Annotated in this window: 21 protein-coding genes and 2 pseudogenes; 17 read left to right on the forward strand and 6 right to left on the reverse strand. The window is 58.3% G+C overall.

The features are described 5' to 3' along the window. The first annotated feature begins 510 nt into the window (after nucleotides 1–510). The 5 genes and pseudogenes from WGT02_RS31000 to WGT02_RS31020 all read left to right on the forward strand — a co-directional run bounded on the left by WGT02_RS31000 (nucleotide 511) and on the right by WGT02_RS31020 (nucleotide 7,030). Nucleotides 511–2,697 (forward strand): S46 family peptidase, encoded by a 2,187-nt coding sequence (locus WGT02_RS31000; protein ID WP_208245934.1) that lies wholly within the window; start codon nucleotides 511–513, stop codon nucleotides 2,695–2,697. Between the two features lie 310 nt (nucleotides 2,698–3,007). Then, the gene (locus WGT02_RS31005; RefSeq protein WP_225040269.1) at nucleotides 3,008–3,694 is read left to right on the forward strand and encodes a universal stress protein; all 687 of its coding nucleotides are present in this window, start codon (nucleotides 3,008–3,010) and stop codon (nucleotides 3,692–3,694) included. Nucleotides 3,695–3,817: 123 nt separating this feature from the next. Continuing rightward, nucleotides 3,818–5,088: pseudogene (locus WGT02_RS31010) on the forward strand (FAD-binding protein). Nucleotides 5,089–5,160: 72 nt separating this feature from the next. After that, nucleotides 5,161–5,487, forward strand: coding sequence for an NIPSNAP family protein (locus WGT02_RS31015; RefSeq protein WP_208245938.1), 327 nt, complete (start codon nucleotides 5,161–5,163; stop codon nucleotides 5,485–5,487). A gap of 160 nt (nucleotides 5,488–5,647) precedes the next feature. Then, nucleotides 5,648–7,030: a transposase gene (locus WGT02_RS31020; RefSeq protein WP_208245700.1), complete on the forward strand. Its 1,383-nt coding sequence runs from the start codon at nucleotides 5,648–5,650 to the stop codon at nucleotides 7,028–7,030. 452 nt (nucleotides 7,031–7,482) lie between these two features. Here WGT02_RS31020 and hemN read toward each other — a convergent pair whose 3' ends face one another. From hemN to WGT02_RS31040, 4 genes are all read right to left on the reverse strand, one after another. Next, nucleotides 7,483–8,835: an oxygen-independent coproporphyrinogen III oxidase gene (gene hemN, locus WGT02_RS31025; protein WP_208246393.1), complete on the reverse strand. Its 1,353-nt coding sequence runs from the start codon at nucleotides 8,833–8,835 to the stop codon at nucleotides 7,483–7,485. 82 nt (nucleotides 8,836–8,917) lie between these two features. After that, complete coding sequence (locus WGT02_RS31030) at nucleotides 8,918–9,364, reverse strand: pseudoazurin (RefSeq protein ID WP_024318747.1); 447 nt, start codon at nucleotides 9,362–9,364, stop codon at nucleotides 8,918–8,920. Nucleotides 9,365–9,638: 274 nt separating this feature from the next. Then, on the reverse strand, nucleotides 9,639–11,564 hold the full coding sequence (locus WGT02_RS31035; protein ID WP_208246395.1) for a PAS domain-containing sensor histidine kinase: 1,926 nt from the start codon (nucleotides 11,562–11,564) through the stop codon (nucleotides 9,639–9,641). A 28-nt stretch (nucleotides 11,565–11,592) separates the two neighbouring features. Next, a complete protein-coding gene (locus tag WGT02_RS31040; protein ID WP_208246397.1) occupies nucleotides 11,593–12,324 on the reverse strand; it encodes a Crp/Fnr family transcriptional regulator in 732 nt (243 codons plus the stop codon). Nucleotides 12,325–12,604: 280 nt separating this feature from the next. Between WGT02_RS31040 and ccoN the strand changes: the two genes are divergently transcribed. From ccoN to ccoS, 9 genes are all read left to right on the forward strand, one after another. Then, the gene (gene ccoN, locus WGT02_RS31045) at nucleotides 12,605–14,221 is read left to right on the forward strand and encodes a cytochrome-c oxidase, cbb3-type subunit I (RefSeq protein ID WP_208245940.1); all 1,617 of its coding nucleotides are present in this window, start codon (nucleotides 12,605–12,607) and stop codon (nucleotides 14,219–14,221) included. A gap of 9 nt (nucleotides 14,222–14,230) precedes the next feature. Beyond that, a complete protein-coding gene (ccoO, locus tag WGT02_RS31050; protein WP_024318751.1) occupies nucleotides 14,231–14,962 on the forward strand; it encodes a cytochrome-c oxidase, cbb3-type subunit II in 732 nt (243 codons plus the stop codon). Nucleotides 14,963–14,972: 10 nt separating this feature from the next. After that, on the forward strand, nucleotides 14,973–15,125 hold the full coding sequence (locus WGT02_RS31055; RefSeq protein ID WP_024318752.1) for a CcoQ/FixQ family Cbb3-type cytochrome c oxidase assembly chaperone: 153 nt from the start codon (nucleotides 14,973–14,975) through the stop codon (nucleotides 15,123–15,125). Between the two features lies 1 nt (nucleotide 15,126). Then, nucleotides 15,127–15,993, forward strand: a complete 867-nt coding sequence (gene ccoP, locus WGT02_RS31060) for a cytochrome-c oxidase, cbb3-type subunit III (RefSeq protein WP_024318753.1) — start codon at nucleotides 15,127–15,129, stop codon at nucleotides 15,991–15,993. Between the two features lie 9 nt (nucleotides 15,994–16,002). Further along, nucleotides 16,003–16,191 carry a hypothetical protein gene (locus WGT02_RS31065; RefSeq protein ID WP_024318754.1) on the forward strand — a complete coding sequence of 63 codons (189 nt, stop codon included), beginning with the start codon at nucleotides 16,003–16,005 and terminating at the stop codon, nucleotides 16,189–16,191. 173 nt (nucleotides 16,192–16,364) lie between these two features. Continuing rightward, on the forward strand, nucleotides 16,365–17,942 hold the full coding sequence (gene ccoG, locus WGT02_RS31070) for a cytochrome c oxidase accessory protein CcoG (RefSeq protein ID WP_208245942.1): 1,578 nt from the start codon (nucleotides 16,365–16,367) through the stop codon (nucleotides 17,940–17,942). After that, nucleotides 17,939–18,436, forward strand: coding sequence for a FixH family protein (locus WGT02_RS31075; protein ID WP_024318756.1), 498 nt, complete (start codon nucleotides 17,939–17,941; stop codon nucleotides 18,434–18,436). The genes ccoG and WGT02_RS31075 overlap by 4 nt, the downstream gene beginning before the upstream one ends. After that, nucleotides 18,433–20,724, forward strand: coding sequence for a cation-translocating P-type ATPase (locus tag WGT02_RS31080; protein ID WP_208245944.1), 2,292 nt, complete (start codon nucleotides 18,433–18,435; stop codon nucleotides 20,722–20,724). The genes WGT02_RS31075 and WGT02_RS31080 overlap by 4 nt, the downstream gene beginning before the upstream one ends. Beyond that, the gene (gene ccoS, locus WGT02_RS31085; protein ID WP_063828742.1) at nucleotides 20,721–20,879 is read left to right on the forward strand and encodes a cbb3-type cytochrome oxidase assembly protein CcoS; all 159 of its coding nucleotides are present in this window, start codon (nucleotides 20,721–20,723) and stop codon (nucleotides 20,877–20,879) included. Before WGT02_RS31080 ends, ccoS begins: the two co-directional genes overlap by 4 nt. Before the next feature lie 44 nt (nucleotides 20,880–20,923). On the opposite strand, the gene WGT02_RS31090 is transcribed toward ccoS, so the two are convergent. Then, the gene (locus WGT02_RS31090; protein ID WP_375679804.1) at nucleotides 20,924–21,640 is read right to left on the reverse strand and encodes a Crp/Fnr family transcriptional regulator; all 717 of its coding nucleotides are present in this window, start codon (nucleotides 21,638–21,640) and stop codon (nucleotides 20,924–20,926) included. 192 nt (nucleotides 21,641–21,832) lie between these two features. Here WGT02_RS31090 and WGT02_RS31095 point away from each other — a divergent pair, with 192 nt between their 5' ends. After that, nucleotides 21,833–22,561 carry a response regulator gene (locus WGT02_RS31095; protein WP_208245946.1) on the forward strand — a complete coding sequence of 243 codons (729 nt, stop codon included), beginning with the start codon at nucleotides 21,833–21,835 and terminating at the stop codon, nucleotides 22,559–22,561. A gap of 179 nt (nucleotides 22,562–22,740) precedes the next feature. Further along, nucleotides 22,741–23,010: pseudogene (locus WGT02_RS31100) on the forward strand (cytochrome c maturation protein CcmE); the annotation flags it as partial. Here WGT02_RS31100 and WGT02_RS31105 read toward each other — a convergent pair. Next, the gene (locus WGT02_RS31105) at nucleotides 22,935–23,126 is read right to left on the reverse strand and encodes a hypothetical protein (RefSeq protein ID WP_208246471.1); all 192 of its coding nucleotides are present in this window, start codon (nucleotides 23,124–23,126) and stop codon (nucleotides 22,935–22,937) included. The pseudogene WGT02_RS31100 and the gene WGT02_RS31105 overlap by 76 nt on opposite strands. A 917-nt stretch (nucleotides 23,127–24,043) precedes the next feature. Between WGT02_RS31105 and WGT02_RS31110 the strand changes: the two genes are divergently transcribed. Next, nucleotides 24,044–25,873 carry a phospholipase D-like domain-containing protein gene (locus tag WGT02_RS31110; protein ID WP_208245948.1) on the forward strand — a complete coding sequence of 610 codons (1,830 nt, stop codon included), beginning with the start codon at nucleotides 24,044–24,046 and terminating at the stop codon, nucleotides 25,871–25,873. Nucleotides 25,874–25,898 lie beyond the last annotated feature (25 nt).

Raw genomic sequence — 25,898 nt, forward strand, 5'->3', positions numbered from 1 at the left:
GTCTACCTTGATAGGCGCGTTTTTCGGAAAGTTCGCGTGCAATCAGAGCCGACACCCAGTCGTATCGAGATAGCCCAGGCGCTGTAAAGCAGCCGACTATCTCTCCAGCATCCGCCGCCCCGTGCACGCTCATTCAAGCCGCCGCAAAGGCGGGCGGCCCGCGCGAGCGGGGGCTGCTGGACCTGCAGTTCGGACGGGAAAGCGGGACGGAAAGCTTAACAACCATAAAGACATTCGACAGTGAGGGCGCGATGCGGGCCGGCAGCATGAGGTAGGGACGGGCCACTGCAGTGTCGCAAGGACGACAGTGTGTCGGGTCCTCGATAAATGTCGGAGATCGGACATAGGGGCGGGCGGCTCACCATATTGTATTGAAAGAGTTTTTCTCTTTGGCACGATTGGTGCTTCGGATGATCCGCAAACGTCGCGGTACGAACCGATACTAGGGGAGGTAGGGTCATCCCGATGGTCATCGATCCAGTCGCGCAAAAGGTTAGGAGTTAGTGCAGCATGAACTCGAGTATGAAATATTTGGCCCAAGCAAGTGCCGCCGCGTTGCTCTCGACGGCCGCCGCTGCGTCGGCGAACGAAGGTATGTGGATGCCGGGCCAGACCGCAGAACTGGGCGCGGCCATGCGCGCGGATGGGCTTCAGATCGATCCCGCACAGCTGAGCCGTCTGGACGCTTACCCGCTCAGCGCGATCGTATCACTGGACGGATGCTCCGCCTCCTTCGTCAGTCCGCAAGGGCTGGTCGCGACCAACCATCACTGCGTGCTGGGATCCATCCAGTACAACAGCACGGAGAGCCAGGACTATCTCACCAACGGCTTTCTGGCGAAGAGCCTGGATGAAGAATTGCCTGCGGCGCCCGACAGCCGCATCTATGTGATCGAGGATATGCGGGATGTGACCGCTGACATGCTCAAGGGCGTCTCGGACAAGCTGAACGGCTTTGCCCGCTATGAGCGGCTCGAAGCGAACCGCAAGGCGCTGATCGCCGTGTGTGAAGAACAGCCCAATCGCCGCTGCGGCGTAAGGTTCTATTATGGCGGCGCCTCCTATTATCTCGAGCAGAAGCTCGAAATTGAGGACGTGCGCCTCGTCTATGCGCCCGCGCTCGGCATCGGTAACTTCGGCGGCGAAACGGACAATTGGATGTGGCCGCGCCACGCAGGCGACTTCGGCTTTTATCGCGCCTATGTCGCTCCTGATGGTTCCTCCCGGCCCTATGCGCGTGACAATGTGCCTTACCGGCCGAAGAGTTGGCTGCGCATAGCCAGTGAAGGCGTGCAAGAAGGCGATTTCGTAATGGTTGCCGGCTTTCCTGGCGCGACCTACCGGTTCCTCACCGCCGGCGAAATGGAATTCAACTTCGCGCATTACGAACCGCTGCAGCAGCATTTGCTTTCGAATTATGCCTCCCAGATCACCCAGGCCACCGCTGGCAATCGCGACGCGCAAATCGGCTACGCTCCGCTACTGCAAGGGGTCGAGAACTATGAGAAGAAGCTGGCGGGCGATCTCGCCGGCGTCGATGCCATTGGGCTCAGTGCTCGCAAGGCGACCGAGGAGAAAGCTTATCGCGACTGGGTCGCTGACGATCCCGCGCGTCAAGCGCGCTATGGCGCAGCAATCCGCGAGCTGGACGCCATGGTGGCCGAGAACAGCCAGGTGTCGTTCGAGGGGCTGCGGCAGGGGCTGCTGGACAGCGCGCAGATGCTCTCATCCACGCGCACTCTCTATCGCTGGGCGAAGGAGCATGAGAAGCCCGATGACGATCGCGAACGCGGCTTTCAGGATCGTGACCGCAACGCGATCGCCGATCGACTGAAGCAGCTCGAACGCCGATATCTGTCCGACGTCGATCGTAAGCTGTTCGAGGCGGCGCTCGAGGAATATCGCCGGCTGGACGCAAAGGACCGCGATACTGCGTTCGAGACCGTTCTGGAGCAAATCGGCCTTGATCGACTTTATGGAGATACCAAACTCGACGACACGGCCACGCGGCTCGGCTGGCTCGACAAGCCAGCTGCTGCCTTCGAGGCGTCGGACGATCCTTTCATCAGGCTGGCGGTCGCGCTCTATCCGGGCGACATAGCTGCGGAGCGCGCGGAGAAGGACCGCGTCGGCCGCACGCAGGCGGCGCGCGCGACTTATATGCGGGGCTTGCTAGCCTATCGGCAGGCGGTCGGTCGGCCGATGTACCCCGACGCGAATGGGTCGCTTCGCCTCACCTGGGGCAAGGTGACGGGGCAAACGCGCGACGGGCAGATCTGGACGCCCTTCACCACGGCCGAGGGACTTCTTGCTAAACACACTGGCAAGGGCGAGTTTGATGCGCCGGTTGCCGCCATTGCCGCGATCCGGGCCAAGGATTATGGCCCCTATGTCGCGCCGGCGCTGGGCACGCTGCCAGTTGACTTCATATCCACGGTCGACATAACAAACGGCAATAGCGGTTCGGCGACACTGAACGGGCGCGGCGAGTTCGTGGGTCTCGCCTTCGACGGTGTCCTCGAGGGCGTTATCTCGGATTGGGCGGCCCCTATCGCGGACCGCACCCGCAGCATTCATGTCGATAGTCGTTTCATCCTCTGGACCATGGACAAGATCGATGACGCAGGCCGGTTGCTCAAGGAGATGGGAGTGCGGCCGGCGTCGCGCTCCGGTGCGGATAGGAACGTTGGTAAATGATCAGTACGGTCAGCACTACCTTTTCCTACCACTGTGGTTGACGTGACAAGTCTTGCGCCTTCGAACGCGCTTACAGGCGCGAGACTACACAGAAAGAGATAGTTACATGGCCTTTAAAAGCGTCCTCAGTGTGATGAGAACTGACCATTCCGATCAAGACGTCAGAACAGCAGCCACCTTGTGTGCCGAGATCGGAGCGCACCTTTCCGTCCTCGTCATTGGGCTTGCTACCCGTCCGCCGATGCCGATCACTCCTGGCATTGGCGCAGTATCCGGTCCGTGGCATGAATGGAGTGCATCCGAACTACGAATGTTGGACAGACGGTGCCGCGAAATCGATGGACTGACGACGGACATGGTCAGGCTGGAAAGGCGGGTTGGCGAAATTGAGACACTGCTGGGAACCATGCGCCTTACCTGTGAGGTCGACTTCTATTATGGCGACCAGGCCAGCGTCGGTGACGTTGTGCGACAGCGGGCGCTCTATTCGGATTTAACAATAATCGGACCCCTAATTCTTGGCGCCCCTGATCTCGCGCTGTCAGTTATCGATGGTAGTCTGGGCGAATCGGGAAAGCCGCTGCTTGTTGTGCCGAAGGGTACGAAGGCAACTCTATCGCCCCGGCGCGTGCTGGTCGGATGGGATCGGCGCGTCGAGTCGTCCCGCGCGGTTCGAGAGGCGCTGGGTCTTCTGTCCCGATCGAAGGATGTTCGTGTCATGCTGTCCGATTGCCAGGCATCTTACAACGGAAACCGCGAGCCGGCCGTCGACCTCGCTGACTACCTCGCTCGGCACGGTGTTCGGGGGGTGGTCGATTGCGTGCCGAGCGTCGGCGCAGCGGTGACCACGGTGCTCGCGCAGCACGCACTGGACGTATCAGCCGACATGCTCGTCATGGGTGCTTACGGCCACCGCGCCCTGCGTCAGCGGATCTTTGGCGGCGCCACGAGATGGATACCGGAGAAGCTGCCAATACCGATGTTTTTGGCTCGATAACTTGCTGCTGAAGTTGCGCCGATGCTGTTCGAATCTCTCCTCTCATTGATCACTTATGCTCGTGCACGAGGGCGCGACCGTGATGCACGAGGCCCTCAGGATCAATATCGCGGGGGTCGTCCAATGACATGCTGCACCATGGATGCCGAAGGCGTGCTGTCACTGAGCAGAACCGTGATCAGCGCTGAGGAGGCGCTGCTTGCCAGCCAGCCTCTGGGCGCCGGTCTCAGGCAATCGGATTTCAGCGTTCCAGGCGTCCACTGCGGTGCCTGCATCTCGACGATCGAAAGGGCGCTGATAAAGTTGCCATATGTCAAGAGCGCGCGGGTGAACCTGACGGCAAAGCGCGTGAGCTGCGTATGGTACGAGGAGATGAACGGCAAGCCGGTCAGTCCAGCCGGAATTTTGTCTGCAATTGTGGGCTGCGGCTATCAAGCGCATTTGTTCACGGCTGACTTGAGCGACGATGATCGTGTTCGCAATCAACTGCTGCTGGCAGTCGGCGTCTCGGGCTTTGCAGCGGCAAACATCATGCTGCTTTCCGTCTCGATCTGGTCCGGGGCGGAGGCTGCAACGCGCGACATGTTCCATTGGATATCGGCAATGATCGCGGCGCCCACGCTGATCTATGCCGGACGTTTCTTCTACCAATCCGCATGGAACGCTTTGAAGCACGGCCGCACCAATATGGATGTGCCGATTTCGCTTGCCGTGACGCTTTCTTATTCGATGTCGCTCTGGGAAACGATCCATCATGGAGAGCACGCCTGGTTCGATGCATCCGTATCCCTGCTGTTTTTCCTGTTGATTGGCCGCACACTCGATCACGTCATGCGCGACAAGGCACGTGCGGCAATCACCGGATGGGGAATCAGCGCGGCCAAGCCATTTCCTTTCCCGCTCGGTCCCTGGCAGCGTAACGGATATGTTCGTTCGGCCTCCAAACTTGGCGAACTCGCCAAGCTATGCGGCATCGATCCAGAAAGGGTAATCTTGACGGTGCAGCAGTTAAACAAGGCGGCTCCGCGCGGGGACGACCCAGTGTTTGGCCGAGGGTGCAGTGCCTATAATCGTGCACAGGGTATCCTTTGCATCGCCCCCCGAACCCAACGCTCCGCTCGCTGAAAAGAGGGCCGTTTCACGCGGTGCGGCCCGTTCCCGGCAGTCTAGGCACTTTCGCAGGATGAACGACAGACGCACTTGCACGTGTGCTTGGTCATGATGACCAACCAATTCCCGGACTTTTTGCCGTGGGTAACGATATGAGCTCGGTTATGAACGGCCGGTATACCTCGGCTGGTATCACGTTGGGGCCAGGGATGACTTTCGGATATGTAGTAGGACGCCACCTGGCCGGCTTGGCGGTCAGTGGCATAGAGGAGGATTTGCTATGAGCTATTTTTTTAACTCACAACGCTAGGCACAGTCATTTTCGGGCCTGGGAAAGCTGCGCCGGGGATCGAGAAATGGGTGGCGAAGACCTCGGTCGCCTCTGCGGCGCCTGGTGCACCGATGTCGGGACGTTGAACCGAGTATATCTGCTGCGTGCCTTTGATGAGGTGAGCGAAATGCTCGAAGAGCGTCAGCGTGCGCTGCGTAGCGACAATGTCTTCGGCTGCGCCTCGCGTCAAGTCGGATACCGGCTTTGCTGGGCCACCCGCCCACTTCGATCGAAGCAGGTATTGCCGCTTCTGGTGAGGCGAATAGCCGGCGGCCCAGCGCCAGAATTCGTTTTAGAAAACGGCAAAATTGAAGACCAGGACGTTTCGGGTGGCAATGAACAAGCGAAATAGAATGATTGACCAGCCTTGAAATGATTGATGACTCGCATCTAAGCTCGACTTTGTACAAAATCGGTGGTGATTTCGGGGGCATCTGAGCAGCCCTGGGTGAATCAATTCGCCGCAGGGTCCCGGCCTTGCGCCATTCGTTTGATCGGATTCGAACGAATGGATGAGCGAACAACATGATTGTAGCCGTGAGCCGGGAGACGCGGTCCCCCACATCCTTCGCAAATGGCTGTCGCCGTTTCGTTTCTGGTTTACCGCGCCAAGCTGGGAGCATCTGCTGGTCCTGGTGATGGGTGCGCTCCTTTCGCCTGGCAAGCGAACGGTGACGGCCTGCCTGCGCATCACCGGACGCGCGGAGGTAAGTAATTTTGCCGCCTATCATCAGCTCCTCAACCGAGCCCGCTGGAACCCTCGCACGTTGGCGGCCCGTCTGCTGTCCGTCATTGTTGCCCGGCTCGTGCCCGAGGGCCCTGTCGTGATTGGCATGGATGATACAATCGAACGGCGTTGGGGCCAACGCATCGCCGCGCGTGGAATTTATCGTGACCCGGTGCGCTCCAGCCATGGCCACTTTGTCAAGGCCAGCGGCTTGAGATGGTTGAGCTTCATTGTTCTTTCACCTGTCCCATGGGCAAAATGTATTAAAGCCCTGCCGGTGCTGACGATCCTGTGTCCCTCTGAGCGCCATGATCAGAAGAAGGGCCGAAAGCACAAGCTGCTGACTGATTGGGCAAGGCAAGGCGTCTTGCAGCTTTGCCGCTGGCTGCCGGGCCGCGAAATCATCTTTGTCGGCGATAGCAGCTTTGCCGTTCATACACTGGCTGCGGCTCTTCCCGACACGGCCACTCTCATCACGCGGTTGCGTCTGGATGCCAGTCTCTTTGCTCCACCAGATCAACGGCACGAACATACGCTCGGGCGACCGGCGCAAAAAGGCAGGCCATTGCCGAAACTGAAAACGCTCCTCAAAGACGCAAAGACCGAGTGGCAGCGCATCGTCGCATCGTCCTGGTACGGCAAGCAAACCGACAAAACCCTTGATGTCACATCAGGAACCGGCCTCTGGTATCGGCGTGGAACGCCCCCAAGACCAATTCGCTGGGTTCTCGTTCGCGATCCATCAGGCCGTCGTGAACCCCAGGCGTTCATGAGCACCAACGTCAACCTTGAGCCCGCTCAGATCATTGCCTATTTCGTTCGGCGCTGGCAGATCGAGGTCACCTTCGCCGAAACGCGAGCGCATCTTGGCGTGGAAACCCAACGGCAGTGGAACGACAAAGCCATCATGCGCACGACCCCGTCGCTGCTGGCGCTCTACAGCCTCGTCACACTCTGGGCATGCGATCTGCTCGGTCATGGCGTCATTCCCTATGCCGCCGCCTGGTACAAGAAAACAGAGTTCACCTTCTCCGATGCCATCGGTGCGGTTCGCATGATCCTGTGGGATCAGGATATTTATCGACAGTACCCGCCAGACCCGGACATTCCTGAAACTCAACCAAGCCGCCTCAAGCGGATGACACAAGCACTTTGCTTCGCTGCATAATGTACAAAGTCGAGCTAAGGAACAGACAGTGGCATGAACAACAATCTACGCATCGATGGCGCCACCCGGCTTTATCGAGCGCCTAAAACGTAGCGTCCACTGATCGCCGTCACCAATTCCGCTCGTGTCGGTGTGCTTACCTTTTCTCATCACAGCTCCTGAGGTCGTTTCTTCGGGAGCAAATTAGCTGAGGCAACACATCGATTTTAGCGAGAAGTTCAGGCAAGGCAATGCGCATTGGTGACCGAGATCGGAGACCTAGGCCGTTTTTGAACGCCAAAGCTATGGGCTGGCTCGGACTTGTCCCTTCGGACGCATCGACTACAATGACGAAAATGGCGGAGCGCGCGCCTGGTCGAAGCGGCCTGATCCTATCGACTGCCCGCACTGGGTAACAGCGCCCCGAAGGAGAGACCCGACCGGCTGGGGCGGCTTTGGGTCTCTCCACCCCTTCAAGCTGCTTTGCTACGGGTACGGCCGGATGCGCCGATATAGGCGTCAAAGGCTGTCGCCACCGCCCTGATCATGAACCTGAGATCCTTGCGCACGGTGATAAGCCCGCCGCGGACTGTTACGACGCCATCGCTTTCGAGTGCACGCAGCCGGTCGTTGCCATTAAGAACCAGCTCGGCTTCATAGCCAAAAGATGCTCCAAGCCGATTGAGGTCGACGGCGAAATCACACATCAGCCGCTCGATGATTGCCGCCCGGAACCGATCCTGCCCAGTCAAATGGTATCCCTTCACGGTCGCCAGGCTGCCGGACGCAATCCGTTGCTCGTAGGCTCCGGGGACGACTTCATTTTGGACATAACCCGCCGGGAGCTTACCGATCGCGGATGCCCCGAGCCCAATCAGAGTCTCGCACGTATCCGTCGTGTAGCCTTGAAAGTTCCGTCTCAAATCCCCGCGCGCACTGGCCATCGAAAGTTCATCTCCCGGCAGGGCGAAGTGATCAAGGCCGACCCGCACGTAGCCGGCCTCGACCAGCGCTTCTGCGGTCGCTTCGGCCTGAGCGTTGCGCTCTTCTGCATTCGGCAAGGTCGCCTCATCGATAAGGCGCTGGTGCTTCTTGAAGGCCGGGATGTGCGCATAGCCGAAGACCGCAAAGCGATCGGGGCGCAAGCGGAGCGCCGTCTGCACGGTATCGATACAAGATGCGACCGTCTGATGTGGCAGGCCATAGATCAGGTCGAAGTTGATGCTGCCGATACCCGCCTTTCGCAATTGCTGCACGGCGGCCTCCGTCTGCTCGAAAGTCTGGTTGCGGTTGATGGCCGCCTGGACGACGGGATCGAAACTCTGGACCCCAAGGCTTGCACGACAGACGCCGCCCTCAGCGAGCGCGCCGACCATCTCGCTGGCGAGTGTACGCGGATCGATCTCTAAGGCGATTTCCGCCCCCGACCTCAATCCGAAGGCGTTCCTCAGATGCTTCATCAAATCCACGAACTCATCCGGTCGCATAATCGTCGGCGTGCCGCCGCCGAAGTGCACATTTTGCACGGACAGCGGTTGCTTCAGTTTGGACGCGACCAGGTCGATCTCCTGATGGAGGGCATCCAGGTAACCAAGGATCGGCCCATCCAGCTTAGTGATCGTGGTGTGACACCCGCAATACCAGCACATCGACCGGCAAAAAGGGATATGAAGATAGAGCGAGACCGGGTCGCAGCTGTCGAGCTCTGCCAGCCAACCCCCGTGGGTACCCGCACCGATAGCTGACGAAAAGGCAGGCGCGGTCGGATAGCTCGTATAGCGTGGCAACCGCGTCTCGCCATACTTCTCGACGAGGGTTGTTTTCAGCACAATTATCCTCCTTGGGTGAGATTGCCGCTGGAAACCCACCTGCCGCTAGGCCATCTGCAGTCCCGCTGTAGGCATTGGATTATTGGGTGATCTTGGCGATGTCCGCATCAAGGCGCTTGCGGGCTATGTTTGGAAGGTTCGCGGTCCTGACGGCCTCAAGATTTGCCGGCGCATCGCCGACCTGGATCAGCGCGACCATTCCAATGCCGAAGTGCGGTGTGCACTTGATTACATAGGCGCCGGGCGCATCGAACTTGATCTGAACCTGCTCGCTTGGCTTCGACTTGAATGCAGCTGCGCTCTCTGGGATCAGACCCTTGACGGACTCGACATTGTGAGACTTGTCGGTCGGGACGAAGGTGATGGTGTCGCCAGGGACGATCTTGGTGAAGCTCGGCTCAAACACCATGGCGCCGGTGGCGCCCTTATTGAGCATCTGCACGAGGTGGTCGGCTGCCATCAACGGCATGGTGGTAGTAGCAAGCACGGCCGTCGCGGCAAAAAGACACGGAATAATCGAACGCATTTCATATCTCCTAGTTAACGATGGCCGAAATTGGCCATCGGCTGCTGTGATACGCGTGTTGATGGGGTGCTTCTTTGACGTTGATCAAATAGCGGGCCATCAATGCCTGTGATTGTCGATGCCGGATGAACGCTAGGCGGAATGAAGCTTGAAGAAACTCTTGAAGGCAGAGCCGTTCCTCCGGCGCCTCTTTTGCGGCCATTAAGCGCTGACGGCCATGCCGCACACCGGCGCGCAGCACTTATCTGTCAGCCGCACTTCCAATCCAGGATGATCAGTCCAGCAGCTCGCGAACCCGCACGGCGAGGTCCTTTGCGGTATAGGGCTTGCGCAGCCAGCTGCCTGGCGTCGCAAATTCGCGTCCGCCGAGACCCGGCTCGGCGTAGCCCGACGTAAAGAGGATCTTCAGGTCGGAGCGTACAATGCGCGCCTCCTTGGCAAGCTCATCGCCGGTCATGCCGCCGGGCATGACAATATCCGTGAACAGCAGGGCAATCGTTTGATCTTCGGCCAAAACCTCCAAGGCCGACTGCGCATTGCTCGCCTCGATGACCTTGTAGCCCATGGATGACAGGCGCGCGACGGCAACCCGGCGCACCCGCCCATCGTCCTCGACCACCAGCACCGTCTCAGTGCCGCCTGGCAGCACATCGCGCGAATCGGATCTGGTGTCGGCTATGTCTGCTTTGGTCGCAGCTGCCGGTACCCAGGGAAGATAGATGCGGATCGTCGTGCCGCGTCCGACCTCGCTATAGAGCTGCAGATGACCGCCTGACTGCTTCACGAAACCGTAGACCATGCTAAGGCCGAGGCCTGTACCGGAACCGACGTCCTTGGTGGTGAAGAACGGTTCGAAGGCGTGTTCCTTGACTTCGTCCGACATCCCGACCCCTGTATCGGTGACAGAAATGAGAACGAAGTTTCCAGTGCGTACTTGCGGATACATCTTTGCGTAGTCTGCATCGAGATAGACGCGCTTAATCTCCGTTGTCAGGCTGCCGCCGCGTGGCATTGCGTCGCGGGCATTCAGCGCGATGTTCAAAAGAGCGTTCTGCAGCTGGGGACTGTCAACCAGCACGTTGTGGTTCGAGCCGATGATGACTGTCTTCAGGTCGATATTTTCGCCGAGCGTCCGCCGCAACAGGTCGGTGAAGCTCGACACCAACTGCCCGAGATCCGCAAGCGTCGGATTGAGGGCCTGGCGGCGCCCGAATGCCAAAAGTTGCTCTGTCAGCTTCGCGCCGTCGCCGGCCGCCTCCTGCACCTCTCGCAGAAGCGGGCTGAGCGGCCCCTCCGCGAGCTTCGCCTCGATTATTTCGAGGTTGCCGCTGATCACCGTCAGAAGATTGTTGAAGTCGTGGGCAATGCCACCCGTCAGCTGTCCGACGGCTTCCATTTTTTGCGCCTGCCGCAGGTCTTCTTCGATCTTGTACCGGCCGGTCAGATCGCGGACGAAGCCGGTAAATATCCGCTCGCCGTTTGCCTTCGTCTCACTGACATGGAGCTCCATCGGGAATTTCGAGCCGTCAGCCCGTTGACCGGTCACCACGCGGCCATAGCCAATAATGCGGCGCTCGCCCGTCCTAATATAACGCGCGATATAATCATCATGCGCGTCACGATCGGGGTTCGGCATCAAATTGCTGATATTCCGGCCGCAGATATCGTCCGCTTGAATGCCGAACAGCTTTTCTGCAGCGGTGCTGAACGACGTGACGATTCCGTGCTCATCGATCACGATCATGGCTTCAGGAACAGTCGCGAGAATGGACCGCAGGTGGGCCTCTCGCGCGTTGACCTCGCTTTGAGCCCGCTTCAAATCGCTGATATCATTATTGGTCTGAATGATGACTGCTTCGCCGTCGGAAAGGGTCACCACCATGCTACGCGACGCCACATCGACATCATAGCCGTCCTTGTGGCGATGGGTGATTTCGCCCTGCCACGAGTTATTCTCTCGCAGCTGGCGGTGAATCTCTTCGATCGGTTCAGGAAACCGTGTCGAAAGAAGGTCGTCAACGACTTTGCCGACAGCCTCGTCACGCATCCAGCCGTACATGTTTTCGCAGCCGGCCGACCATTGGGTGATGATGCCGTTAAAGCCGTGCACGATAATATTGTTGGCGCCGCCCATGATGCGGACGATGGCCTCGAGTACTTGCTTTGATGCTGTGCGCGGCGAAATGAAGCGATGCGACATAGTGTTCAACTCGATTGTCCCAAGCCCGCTAGTGAATACTGCTGCTATGGCAATTTTCCAAAGAGAAATCATCGCCATTGCCGGACAATTGAATCAGACGCTTCAGGCTCAAGATCTTTATGTCGTGGCGCCCAATCGGGGTGAGAACGTTCCGACCGGCGAGCTTGCTGATGGTACGCGACACCGTCTCAATGGTAAGGCCAAGATAGTCAGCGATATCGAGCCTGTTCATCGGCAGCGTGACGAGGTCGCCTGCCGCGTTCGTCATTTCCCGGGAGATAAGCTGGAGCAGGAAACTGCACAATCGCTCCTCTGCATTCTTCTTGGACAGCAGCACCATCTGATCGTGAGCAGCAGCCGTTTCCTGGCACAGCAGCGATATGAAATCAGGACGCAGACAGGCAGAGCGGGAGACTTCATCATGGAAATTCTTCCGCGCGATGCGGCGGAACTTGCAATCAGTGACGGCTTCGGCGGTGTAGAGGTAGCGCTCCTGGAGCGATGTGCCGACGAGGTCGCCCGGATACAGAAAGGCCGTGATGACGCGCCGGCCGTCACCGATGATGCGGTAGAGGCGCATAACACCGTCGACGAGTTCAAAAAGGTGGTTGGCAGCGTCGCCTTCCCAGAACAGAGCCTTGCCGGTCTGGAGCACTTCCTGCGGAATGGAATGAAAAAGTGATTTCAGAGACAGATGTCTCGAATTGTCATTCACCGAACCCTGAATGACTTCGAAAGCAATATTTTTTTGCATCAACATTTTTAAACCCTCTGTCCCGTTAGATGAGGGCAATAAAAACGGTTCGCGTTACACTGCAATGCTCGCAGCGTGCGTTTCGGTGCGAAAGTGTAACAGTCTGTGACAGCGCGCGCCGGTTTACTTCGGACGTTGAAGTTTAATCCAGGCTGCACCTGCGCCGAACACCGCGGTCGTTGACATAGATCAAGGATCAGACCCGGCGCTCGTGTCAGCTCTCCCTAGACAAGATCGGAACGAAGGTTGCGCGTCTGCGTGATCATCTGTGCTTGGGGACATCGACATGAACTATACGACGGAAACCGTGGTTATCGCCGTTTGCGCGTTCTTCGCGCTGCTCGGCGCCGCTTTTGCGCACGACCACCTCTTTGCAGCGCATATGTGGGTGCTGTTCTTCGTGCTGATGGGGAGCACGCTCGTGCTTCTGCGCCGCGTCAACTTCTCACTGGCGGGCCAGCGACCCAAGCCCGATTCGTCCGAGTATTTCGACGATGTTATTCGATACGGTGTCATCGCCACCGTATTTTGGGGCGTGGTCGGCTTTCTAGTCGGGGTCGTCGTCGCGCTTCAGCTCGCCTATCCCGATCTGAACATCGCTCCATATTTCAACTTTGGGCGTTTGCGGCCGGTTCACACATCCGCTGTTATTTTCGCTTTCGGTGGCAATGCGCTGATTGCTACTTCCTTCTATGTCGTCCAGAGGACCTGTCGGGCTCGCCTTTTCGGGGGCAGCCTCGGCTGGTTCGTATTCTGGGGCTACCAGCTCTTCATCGTCATGGCCGCAACCGGCTATCTCTTGGGCATTACCGAGGGGCGAGAATACGCGGAGCCTGAATGGTATGTCGACATCTGGCTGACGATCGTCTGGGTCGCCTATCTTCTTGCATTCCTCGGAACGCTTTTGAAGCGCAAGGAACCGCACATCTATGTCGCGAACTGGTTCTACCTGGGCTTCATCGTCACGGTTGCGATGCTGCATGTCGTCAACAACCTATCCGTGCCTGCTTCCTTCCTCGGCTCGAAGAGCTATTCAGCGTTCTCCGGCGTTCAGGATGCTCTGACCCAGTGGTGGTATGGCCACAATGCGGTTGGCTTCTTCCTGACCGCCGGCTTCCTGGGCATGATGTATTACTTCGTGCCGAAGCAGGCGAACCGGCCGGTCTATTCCTACCGCCTGTCGGTCATCCACTTCTGGGCCCTGATCTTCATGTATATCTGGGCCGGTCCACATCACCTGCACTATACCGCGCTGCCGGATTGGGCCCAGACGCTCGGCATGGTGTTTTCCGTCATGCTCTGGATGCCCTCGTGGGGCGGTATGATCAACGGCCTGATGACGCTCTCGGGGGCCTGGGACAAGATCCGGACAGACCCGATCATCCGCATGATGATCATGGCAATCGCCTTTTATGGGATGTCGACCTTCGAAGGTCCCATGATGTCGGTCAAGGCGATCAACTCTCTCAGCCACTATACGGAATGGACGATCGGTCACGTCCACTCGGGCGCCCTCGGCTGGGTCGGAATGATCACCTTCGGCGCCATATACTACCTGACACCAAAACTGTGGGGGAGGGAGCGTCTTTATAGCCTTCGCATGGTCAACTGGCACTTCTGGCTTGCGACACTTGGCATCGTCATTTACGCCGCCGTACTTTGGGTTGCCGGCATCCAGCAGGGCCTTATGTGGCGCGAATACAATAGCCAGGGGTTCCTCGTCTATTCCTTCGCCGAAACCGTCGCTGCAATGTTCCCATACTACCTGCTGCGGGCCGTAGGCGGAACTCTCTACCTCGCGGGCGGTCTGATCATGGCCTTCAACGTCTACATGACCATCCGTGGTCACCAACGCAACGAGGCTCTCACGCCAGGTGCTCGCGTTTCCCAGCCTGCCGAATGAGGAACGACCATGTCGATACTTGAGAAACATCAGATCGTAGAAAAGAACGCGACCCTTCTGCTGGTGGGATCGCTTTTGGTTGTCAGCATTGGCGGCATTGTCGAAATCGCACCCCTGTTCTACCTTCAGAACACGATCGAAAAGGTGGAGGGGATGCGTCCCTATACGCCACTGGAGCTCGCCGGCCGCAACATCTACGTCCGCGAGGGCTGCTATGTCTGCCACAGCCAGATGATCCGGCCATTCCGCGACGAAGTCGAGCGCTACGGACATTATTCGCTCGCAGCCGAATCCATGTACGACCATCCCTTCCAATGGGGTTCGAAGCGCACCGGACCGGATCTTGCGCGTGTCGGTGGGCGCTATTCGAACGAATGGCAGGGGCAGCACCTCACCGATCCGCGCGCGGTCGTGCCGGAATCAATCATGCCGAGCTACGCCTTCCTCAAGACCAATGAGGTCGCAGTCAAGGACGTTGGCATGGACCTCAAGGCAAACGGGGTTGTTGGCGTGCCCTACACGCCCGACATGATCGCCAACGCCGAGGCCGATATGAAAATGCAGGCTGATCCGAACGCCGACACCACGGCGCTGCTCGAACGCTATCCGAAGGCCAAAACGGGCGACTTTGACGGCGACCCCTCGAAGCTGACCGAGATGGACGCGCTGGTGGCCTACCTGCAGATGCTTGGCACCCTGGTCGACTACTCGACCTATGACGATGCAACCGGATATCGCTGAGGAACACGCAATGGAAACCTACACGGCAATGCGTCACTTCGCCGACAGTTGGGGTCTCTTGGCAATGGCGCTGTTCTTCATCGGCGTCGTCCTTTTCACGCTCCGTCCGGGCGGCAGGGAAAGCGCCAATGAAGCGGCAAGCATACCTTTGAAGGATGACTGATATGTCGGACAAATATGTTGATGAACTCAGCGGCGTCGAAACCACCGGCCATGAATGGGACGGCGTCCGCGAGCTGAACAATCCCATGCCGCGGTGGTGGGTCTGGACGTTCTATGCGACGATCCTGTGGGCCGTGGGATATGCCATCGCTTATCCTTCCATTCCGCTCTTGACCAAGGCCTCCAATGGTCTACTCGGCTTTTCGAGCCGCGCCGATCTTACACAGGAAGTGGAGACGGCAAAGTCGGCCCAGACCATGTATGTCGACCAGATCGCTGCAAAGACGGTCGGCGAGATCGACGCAGATGCCAATCTGCGGCAATTTGCCATCTCCGGCGGCGCATCGGCCTTTAAGGTCAACTGCGTACCGTGCCATGGTAGTGGTGCAACCGGCGGTCCGGGGTTCCCGAACCTCAACGACGACGACTGGCTGTGGGGTGGCGATCTTGAAGCAATCCAAAAGACCATCGCCCACGGTGTCCGTTTCGACGGTGATAGCGACACCCATGTGTCCGAGATGCCGGCGTTTACTGACGTCCTCGATGCCGCGCAAACACGTAATGTCGCCGCTTATGTCTGGAGCCTGACAAAAACGCCATCCGATATGGAAATGGCGAATGCCGCCGGCAAACAGACCTTTCTCGACAATTGTGCGGCCTGTCACGGGGAAGACGGCAAGGGTAGCATCGACATGGGGGCGCCCAATCTGGCCGATGCCATCTGGCTCAAGGGGGAGGGCGAAGAGGCGATCGTCCGCCAGATCAGCATGCCAAAACATGGCATGATGCCCGCCTGGTCCGCCCGCCTTGGCGAGACGACCGTGAAGGAACTGACCGTCTTCGTGCATTCGCTCGGCGGTGGAAAATAGGAGATCACCATGTCCACACGCGATACCAATCCGCTGATGTCGCTCTACGGAACGCCGCGCTCGGTCGTCCACACGCGCGTTTCCGTGCGGGCCAAGATGCCTGTCACGGCAGGAGAAGAAAAGGAAGATACGGAGAAGCTCGGTCAGGCGATGATTAGTTTGACCTGCCTCAAGGATCATTCGACCACCAGCCGCTAATAAGCGGACATCCGCTGCCAGGCTGCAAAAAAGCCACGCCTGAAGGCGTGGCCAGAAGAAAACTGCAGGGAGAGATCTGCGCCGTTGGTGTAGGCTGGCCTGCTTCTTGACCTACGTCAAGGAAGGCGGCGCTGCGGAATGCGACAAGGGGGCATCAATGATGGATGCTGACCATGAATCTCTACACCACCCCAGGTCCACGCGACAAGAACACGGTCGAACATCGTCAGGTGGAACCGGTCAACGCGGCGCACAATCGTCAGCCTCTTTATGCCGCGCGCAAGAAAGTTTTCCCCAAGCGGGCGGAAGGCCGCTTCCGCCGCTTCAAATGGATGGTGATGCTGATCACGCTTGGGATTTACTATCTCTCACCATGGCTGCGGTGGGACAGAGGTCCTTTCGCGCCTGACCAGGCGATCCTGATCGACCTGTCCTCACGGCGCTTCTTCTTTTTCTTCATCGAGATTTGGCCACAGGAGTTCTTTTACGTGGCGGACCTGCTGGTCATGGCGGGCTTTGGCTTATTTCTGGTGACGTCCGCGGTCGGGCGAGCATGGTGCGGCTATGCTTGTCCCCAGACGGTATGGGTCGATCTGTTTCTTGTCATCGAGCGCGCCATCGAGGGCGACCGCAACGCACGGATCAAACTCGACAATGCGCCATGGAGCACCGGCAAACTATTGAAGCGCGTCGCCAAGCACGCGATCTGGCTCGGCATCGGTGCAGCAACTGGCGGCGCATGGATTTTTTACTTTGCTGACGCGCCAACATTGGCGCTCAGTTTCTTGACGGGCCAGGCACCGGCCGTTGCCTATGCAACCGTCGCAACGCTTGCCGCGACCACCTATGTGCTCGGCGGCCTGATGCGCGAACAGGTCTGCACATACATGTGTCCGTGGCCCCGGATCCAGGGCGCCATGATCGACGAAAACTCCCTCGTCGTCACCTACAACGATTGGCGGGGGGAACCGCGCTCCCGCCATGCCAAGAAGGCGGTCCTCTCCGGCCAGGCCGTTGGCGACTGCGTCGATTGCAATGCCTGCGTGGCCGTCTGTCCGATGGGCATCGATATTCGCGACGGACAGCAAATGGAGTGTATCACCTGCGCGCTTTGCATCGATGCCTGCGATGGCGTCATGGACAAGCTGAACAAGCCGCGCGGCCTCATCGCCTATGCAACGCTAAGCCAATATGCCGCCAACATGGCGCTTGCCACCGACAACGGAAAGACCGGCGTGCAGCCTCAGCGCGTTCGGGATGATGACGGAAACTTCATCGCCGCAATCCGGCATTTCAACTGGCGCGTCATCTTCAGGCCGCGCGTGGTCTTTTATGCAGCTGTCTGGGCAGCAGTTGGCATCGGCACGCTCGTCCATCTCGCGCTGCGAGAGCGGCTTGACCTCAACATCGTGCACGATCGAAACCCTCAGTTCGTTCTTGAATCAGACGGCTCGATCCGCAACGGCTACACGCTGCGCATTCTCAACATGCTGCCGCAGCCCCGCCCGATTGCGTTGCATCTCGAAGGAATGGACAGCGCGACGATGAGGATTCCGGAACTGTCGGAAGAGGAAGGCCGGCAGTTCATGATTGACACGAAGCCCGACACGGCAATGGCGCTCAAGGTCTTCGTCACAAGCAAGAATGCCTCCAGTGCCGTCAGCGAATTTCTCTTCGTGGCCGACGACCCGGTCGGCACGGATCGCTCGGTCTACAAAGCCGCCTTCAATGCGCCAGGAGCCAGGAAATGAGCGACTATCAGATCACCAACGGCAAAGGCTTTACCGGCCGCCACATGCTTTTCATTATGCTCGCCTTCTTCGGCATCATCATTTCCGTCAACATGACGATGGCCTGGTATGCCTCGTCGAGCTGGAGCGGCCTGGTGGTGGAAAATACCTATGTCGCGAGCCAGGAATTCAACAAGAAGGCGCAGGCAATGCGCGCTATGGCCACGAGCGGCGTTTCTGGCGAACTCGCGCTTCAAGACGGACTGATTGTCTATACGCTGCGCAATCTCGACGGTTCGCCAGCCGCCGCTGACGCGGTCACGGCGCATTTCAAGCGGCCGGTCGGCGACCACGAGGATTTCGTCATTCGATTATCGAAGAGCGGTGACGGCCATTTCGAAGCGCGCCACCGCGTCCTGTCGGGCGATTGGATCGTTGAAGTCCTTTCCAAGGACGAGGGCACGACCGTGATGCACGAGGCCCTCAGGATCAATATCGCGGGGGTCGTCCAATGACATGCTGCACCATGGATGCCGAAGGCGTGCTGTCACTGAGCAGAACCGTGATCAGCGCTGAGGAGGCGCTGCTTGCCAGCCAGCCTCTGGGCGCCGGTCTCAGGCAATCGGATTTCAGCGTTCCAGGCGTCCACTGCGGTGCCTGCATCTCGACGATCGAAAGGGCGCTGATAAAGTTGCCATATGTCAAGAGCGCGCGGGTGAACCTGACGGCAAAGCGCGTGAGCTGCGTATGGTACGAGGAGATGAACGGCAAGCCGGTCAGTCCAGCCGGAATTTTGTCTGCAATTGCGGGCTGCGGCTATCAAGCGCATTTGTTCACGGCTGACTTGAGCGACGATGATCGTGTTCGCAATCAACTGCTGCTGGCAGTCGGCGTCTCGGGCTTTGCAGCGGCAAACATCATGCTGCTTTCCGTCTCGATCTGGTCCGGGGCGGAGGCTGCAACGCGCGACATGTTCCATTGGATATCGGCAATGATCGCGGCGCCCACGCTGATCTATGCCGGACGTTTCTTCTACCAATCCGCATGGAACGCTTTGAAGCACGGCCGCACCAATATGGATGTGCCGATTTCGCTTGCCGTGACGCTTTCTTATTCGATGTCGCTCTGGGAAACGATCCATCATGGAGAGCACGCCTGGTTCGATGCATCCGTATCCCTGCTGTTTTTCCTGTTGATTGGCCGCACACTCGATCACGTCATGCGCGACAAGGCACGTGCGGCAATCACCGGCCTGGCGCGGCTTGCTCCGCGAGGCACGCTTGTGATCAACCCGGATGGCCCCAACGGTTATGTGCCGTTGGACGAAATCAGTGTCGGCGATCTGATCGCCGTGCCGGCCGGCGAACGTATTCCGGTCGATGCCACCGTCGTTACCGGCAAGAGCGAGATCGACCTTTCGATCGTCACGGGCGAGAGCATTCCGATCGCGGTATCGACGGGGAGCGAACTGAAGTCCGGTGCGATGAACCTGACGGGATCGTTGACGATCAAGGCAACGGCGACTGCAAGAAACTCGTTGCTTGCCGAGATCATCGGCCTGATGGAAGCCGCAGAAGGCGGCCGCGCCCGCTACCGGCGCATCGCCGATCGCGCCGCGAGCTACTACTCGCCGGCCGTTCATCTCCTCGCACTGATGTCCTTTCTCGGCTGGGGTCTGATCGGCGGCGACTGGAAGCAAGCGATGCTGGTGGCCGTCGCCGTCTTGATCATCACCTGCCCCTGCGCGCTGGGCCTGGCGGTGCCCGTTGTTCAGGTCGTGGCCGCCGGAACCCTGTTCCGGCGAGGCATCATGGTCAAAGACGGCTCAGCCATGGAACGACTGGCCGAGATCGATATGGTTGCATTCGACAAGACCGGAACCTTGACGATGGGTCAGCCGCGTCTCGCTTACCATACGCATGCCGGTCCTCGCGAACTGGCCATTGCCGCCGGCCTGGCGGCTCATTCCCGGCATCCATTGTCACAGGCACTTTTGCGCGGCGCAGGATCAAAGACCCTGGCATTTGATGGAGTCGAGGAGATCCCGGGCGCTGGACTGGAAGCGGAAAGCGGGACGGGAATCTACCGTCTCGGCAATGCGGCCTTCGCTTGCCCGGGAAGTCCGCGAGGCGCACAAAAGAGCGACGCCTTCTCCGAGGTCGCCCTATCGAAGAACGGGATCGAGCTTGCACGCTTTTATTTCGAGGATACGCTGCGGCCATGTGCCGATGGCGCCATCGAGAGCCTTGCGGGTCAAGGGTTTGCCGCGATTGTGATGTCAGGCGACCGGGAATGCGTCGTCGAGGCGACAGCCAAGACGCTCAAGATCGATCGCTGGCTTGCAGGATTGACGCCCCGGGGAAAGATGGAGGAATGCGAACGTCTGGGCAAGCTCGGCCATCGCGTCCTGATGGTCGGTGACGGGATCAACGACGCACCGGCGCTCTCGGTGGCTCATGTGTCGATGGCACCGGCGACGGCGGCAGATGTCGGGCGGCAGGCCGCAGACCTGGTCTTCATGCACGATAGTCTTGAGGCCGTGCCTGAGGCGATCTCCGTGTCGCGCCAGGCGGCTCGGTTCATCCGGCAGAACTTCGCGCTGGCGATCGGCTACAACATCATCGCCGTACCGATCGCAATCGCGGGCTATGCGACGCCTCTGGTCGCGGCCGTGGCGATGTCGACATCGTCGCTCATCGTCGTTGCAAATGCCTTGCGTCTGAACGACAGGGCGAAGGTCCCTGGCAAGCGGCATTCGATCCGTAATACGAAGCATTCCGCCGTGGAGGTCGTTTCGCCATGAACATGTTGATTTACCTCATTCCGATCGCGCTCTTCATGGGGGGATTGGGCCTTTTTGGTTTCCTGTGGTCTCTGAAGAACGGCCAATATGACGATCTCGAGGGCGCGTCATGGCGCATTCTCGATGACGAGGATGAAAAGACGCCCCGGCCGTAAGGGTATGACGGTTGCCAGGAGCGGCGGATCGTGGCAACCGGCTGCTACATCTGGCGCAGAGCCGCGATATCGTCGATGCGCACCGTTCTGCCTTTGACAGTGACGCCCGCTTCCTTGAGCGCACCGAATGCGCGCGATAGTGCTTCAGGAACAAGGCCGAGCTTGCCGGCGAGCAGGCTCTTTTGGTAAGGGAGACGAACGGTTTCGCTTGGTTTTCCTGCCGCACATTGGCTTAAGAGATAGTTGGCAACCCGCTGAGAGGCCGTTTGCAGACGGTCACTGGCCACGCATTCCATCGTCGCAAGCAGATGGTCGGCCATCAGCTGCATGATATTCCTGTCCAGAGCTCGGTCCTCTTCCGCCAGGCGTCTTACGCCGTCGATAGTAAAGCGTGCTAGCATAGCGTTATCTGCCGCCTGAACATTGTAGGGATAGATACCACCACCGCCGATCAGACACTCGGCGAAGGTGTCGCGCGGTTCACCGATCCTGATATCTGCAGCGCGTCCCATCTCATTCGTCTTGAACAAACGAACATAGCCCTGGAGAACGCAAAAGAACGAGTCTGCTCTTTGGCCTTCCCGGACGATGAAATCGCGAGGCTCGAACCTGATGATGTCAGCCAGCTTGAGCAGCCTGTTGGCAGTGTCGCTGCCTAACCCGGCAAAGAGTTTTGAATGCGCCAATACGGATGTCTCGACGGACATTTTCCTACCCTCGTTGAATACCAAGCCTGATTTAGCCCGCGCAGGCAAAATCATGTTTGATTTTGATCAACTGCGGGCGCGAGAAAAGCACGGAAAACTGGACTTTTCGCAGCCCTTGCAAGCCGCTTTGCCATTCTTTTGGGAGAAGTGCGACTGTTTCGTTCCCATTTCCCGAGAAATTCGATAATGAAGCGAGCAACTGGCGGTTCGCGAGCGTCTTCTTGGAAACCCTTGGGGAATGTAGAAATGACGGAAAAGCAATCCGAGCATATTTTGGTCGTCGATGACGACGCCCGGATTCGGCAGCTGCTGATCCGCTATTTCGAAGACGAAGGATATCGCGTCACGGCCGTCGCCGACGGGACTGCCATGCACACTGAGCTCGCAACGACAGATTTTACAGCGATTTTCCTCGATCTGGTTTTGCCTGGCGGGCAAAACGGTCTTCAATTGGTGCGGGAAGTCCGCGCGAATTCGGACGTGCCGATTCTGATGCTGACCGGCCGCGACGATGTGACCGACAAGATCGTAGGCCTCGAAGTCGGAGCAGATGATTACATCGCCAAGCCATTCCACCTTCGCGAGGTTCTTGCCCGTCTGAGAACCGTCTTGCGTCGCCGCCAGCCTGCCGAGCGCCCGGCCGGGCATCAGGCTGCGGACGAGGGCGTCCTGCAATTCGATGGATGGCAACTTCACATCCACCGGCGCAAGCTGACGGACCCTTCCGGACAAGACACGCCGCTGACAACCGGTGAGTTTGATATGCTTCTCGTCTTTGCGCGCAACGCCGGCCGGGTGCTGTCGCGCGAAACGCTGATGGACCTCACGCGTAGCCGCAGCCTCGAAGCGTTTGATCGAACGATCGACGCGCAAATTGCCAGGCTGCGCCGGAAAATCGAGGAGGATCCCAAGTACCCGACGATCATTCAGTCCGTCCGCGGCATCGGCTACGTGTTTACCGGTGGCGGTTACTAGCGGCGATCCCAGCAGCAGATTTATTTGACGACCGTCAATGTCGGTCGCGATCGAAGCATATCCTTGTGAAGGGGACCACTCCCTATACGAATAAGGCAAGCAGGTGATTGCGCTCGGGCGCGAATTCAGCATTGCGGCGGAGGCAGAATGACGCGCAGCAGAAGCGCCGGACGGTGATCGGCGGCGGCGATGCGGTGAAGGTCAAATATACCGGCATCCTGCCCGATCTGTTCCCACGAAGGGCAGGGGGTGGTAACCGAAGGCACGTTTTCGGCCGGAAGCCGGGAGTTCATCGCCGACACGGTGCCGGCCAAGCACGACGAGAGAATGCCAAGGCCGTCGCCGATCGGCTGAAGGCGCAGCGTCTGCGCAGCTACACGTCAACCACCTCAGGCTGGTCGCGGATTGTGAAATCGATAAGCTCGATTGGTACGTCTTCTCCAATTTGAATCCGCAGTTCCATCAATGTCGTGATGTCGTAAAGGGCCGCGATCGCTTTGTCCTCACTCTCTGCCGTCATCAGAAATGCTGTGACTGTTGGGGCGTCGATCAAGTACTGTTTCACTGACGCTGTCCAATTGCGCTTCAATGAGTGTGGGGCGGGAATTGGGTAGGCCCGCTCAAAGGGAGCAATGCCATCGCACCCTGATTCCGAACGCCAGGCGCAGAGCTATCGTGGCATTTCGACCAAATCAACGGATTCTGGCGCAAGCCAAGGCGTCACAATCACCACTGATTATCAGTTTTCGGGGGCAGAACCGAGCGCTTTAGGACTTGGCGAACGCACCGTCCTTGCGACAAACAACCTGTTGAAGCGCCTGAGCTTCAAAACCGTGCCATCAATGACCCGGCCATCATGACAGCAATCCCGGGATTCGTGACTCTTCTGAACAGGCTTCTCACCTATCGGCGGAGCGATGTCCTAGCTCGCAAAGCATTCGAAGACCGCCACAAAAGGCAGCTTTCAGTTGGAAGTCATGAGGAGCCGGATTAAACCGGATAAGCATGAGAGCTTTGAGGAAGGAGCCTCAATCAATAAAATGGCCAGATGCCGCAGCGCTGTGCGAGAGAAGGTAGCCAGCTGCAAACTCCCTGTGAGGTGGCGACAGACTGCAAGGAAGCAAGTACCAAAGACGTATTTGACGAATACAAGTATCGGTGGTTGACTAATCGAAATAACCTCAAGGGTACGCCTCAGCGGAGGGTGCGATGCGCGTGACAAACGTCTGGACAATCATACCGGCCACCGTTGTCACCTCCTACGGAACGAATGTCCGTACTGATGATCAAATCCGGAAGAGTGCTGAAGGGTAAGCGCAGAAGTGATTTAAGAGGGCGTCGAAGTCAGGATCGAATATCTGTTGATTTTCGCTCATTCCAATCTCTGTCCGGCCGTCACCTGTCCTTCACGTACCGCGTGTTTCCATACCGCATTTCGAATCGATTACGTCTAGCATTGAGTCCCAACGGAGGCCGCTCACAATGCGAGTTCGCGCATCTTCAACTGACCAGAAATTTCAGGTCTTTGCCGTCGCGGGTACACGGGCCATTCTACTTGCCTTAAACTTAGATGAGAATTCCGCTCAAGGGCTACGGGGCTTCGCGTTTCGCCGCCGCGTAGGGAAGGGAGTCTGGGAATGGCTAACCGGACTGAAAGTATTCAAGGCGCTTTTCCCTGACGGGACACCGGTAGTCGAAAAGGGCAAAGTCGGTCGCTTCCCCACGAATGTTCATCCGATTCAAAGCTTCCTTTGGAGTGACTATCAGGCGAAGCCCGAGACCGAATACGAGTTCGAGGTGTCGGCCATGTTTGGGCCAATTGGTACTCTGGAAGCGCGGTACACAGCCACCGTTTTGGTCACCACGGAAGCCGAGGACGACGGAAAGCATGGGATCTGGTTTAATCGCGGCGCGATCGCAAGCCAGGCGTTCGCAGAATATTTCGGTAACAAGAGCCTGACGGAAGACGAATACAATGAACCGGGCAACGAGGAAGTTGCGTTTCTCTCTAGAGGTTTGCTCGAGGCATGCCTTCGTTTCATTCGAGAGACCCCTGCAGGGGACGCGCTCCGTGTGGCCGCCTACGAGTTCACGTTCAAGCGTGTGCAACTGGAGCTGAAGGCCGCCCTGGAGCGAGGCGTGGATGTTCAGATCGTCTACCACGCGACGGGTGAGAATGACCGGCGGATCGACGACGCGAAGCTGCCTCGGGATTGGAAGGGCGAGCAGGTTCTGTACAGACGAACTCGACCTCCAATTCCTCACAACAAATTCATCGTTCGCTTGGAGAAGGGGAAGGTGCCTGTCTCTGTATGGACTGGTTCAACGAATTTCACGCCTTCAGGCTTTCTTGGGCAAACAAATGTCGGCCATAAGGTGACGGACCGCCATGTCGCGGAAAAATACTTGGAGCTTTGGGAAGGGCTTAAGCTTGACCCTGATGACTTTGACGCCACCGAAGTGGCGATGAAGCTGACCCCGAACCCTTCCAACGTCGTCGACAAGGGCACAACGCTCGTGTTCTCCCCACGGCCGAGCGCCAAGATGCTCGATTGGTATGGGCAACGTGTTGCTGACGCCGTGAACGCGGTGATGTTCACCGCCGCTTTCAAGGTCGATGAGCGAATACTCGGCTCGATAGCGGACAACGACACGTCGATGAGGTTCATTCTTCTCGAGCAGCCGCCCAGCGCGGAAGTCGAGGCCGCGAAAAAGACCAACCCAGCCGACGTCGAGCTATCCTACGGCGCGGTCCTCGGAAAGACGAAGATGCTCGTTGAAGAAAGAGTAGGTCACAACGCGACAGGCAAGAACGTCACGAAGATTGTTCCCATTCCGGATTTCGAGCTTGAAAGCTGGTTTCTGAAGGAGGAGTTGGAACGTCAATCGGGTGACGGGTTCGTCTTCTATGTTCACACCAAGTTCTTGCTTGTTGATCCTCTTTCGAGCGATCCATTGGTGTGCACTGGCTCCGCAAACTTTTCCGGAAATTCACTCACGTCGAATGATGAAAATATGGTGCTCATCCGGGGCGACACACGCGTCGCGGACATCTACCTGACAGAGTATGATCGTGTTTTCCGGCATTTTTATTCTCGGGACGTCATCAACGACATCGCCAAACGGCACGGCCCGGTTAACGTCGGCAAGCTCGACGACGAGGACAAGTGGTGGCGGCCCTACTTTAATTCCGACAACGCCAAGTCCCATAAACGTCGCATGTTTTTCGAAGAACCGAGTGATCGCTGTGTTGAGGCGGCGTCCAAGGACGGCGATGTATTTGCGAAGGAAAAGAAGCTAAAGCGTCCTTGAGGCAAGCTGAGAAGCTGGAATCGTC

The organism is Rhizobium sp. T1470 (genome assembly GCF_042140505.1).
Classification (GTDB): Bacteria; Pseudomonadota; Alphaproteobacteria; order Rhizobiales; family Rhizobiaceae; genus Rhizobium; species Rhizobium favelukesii.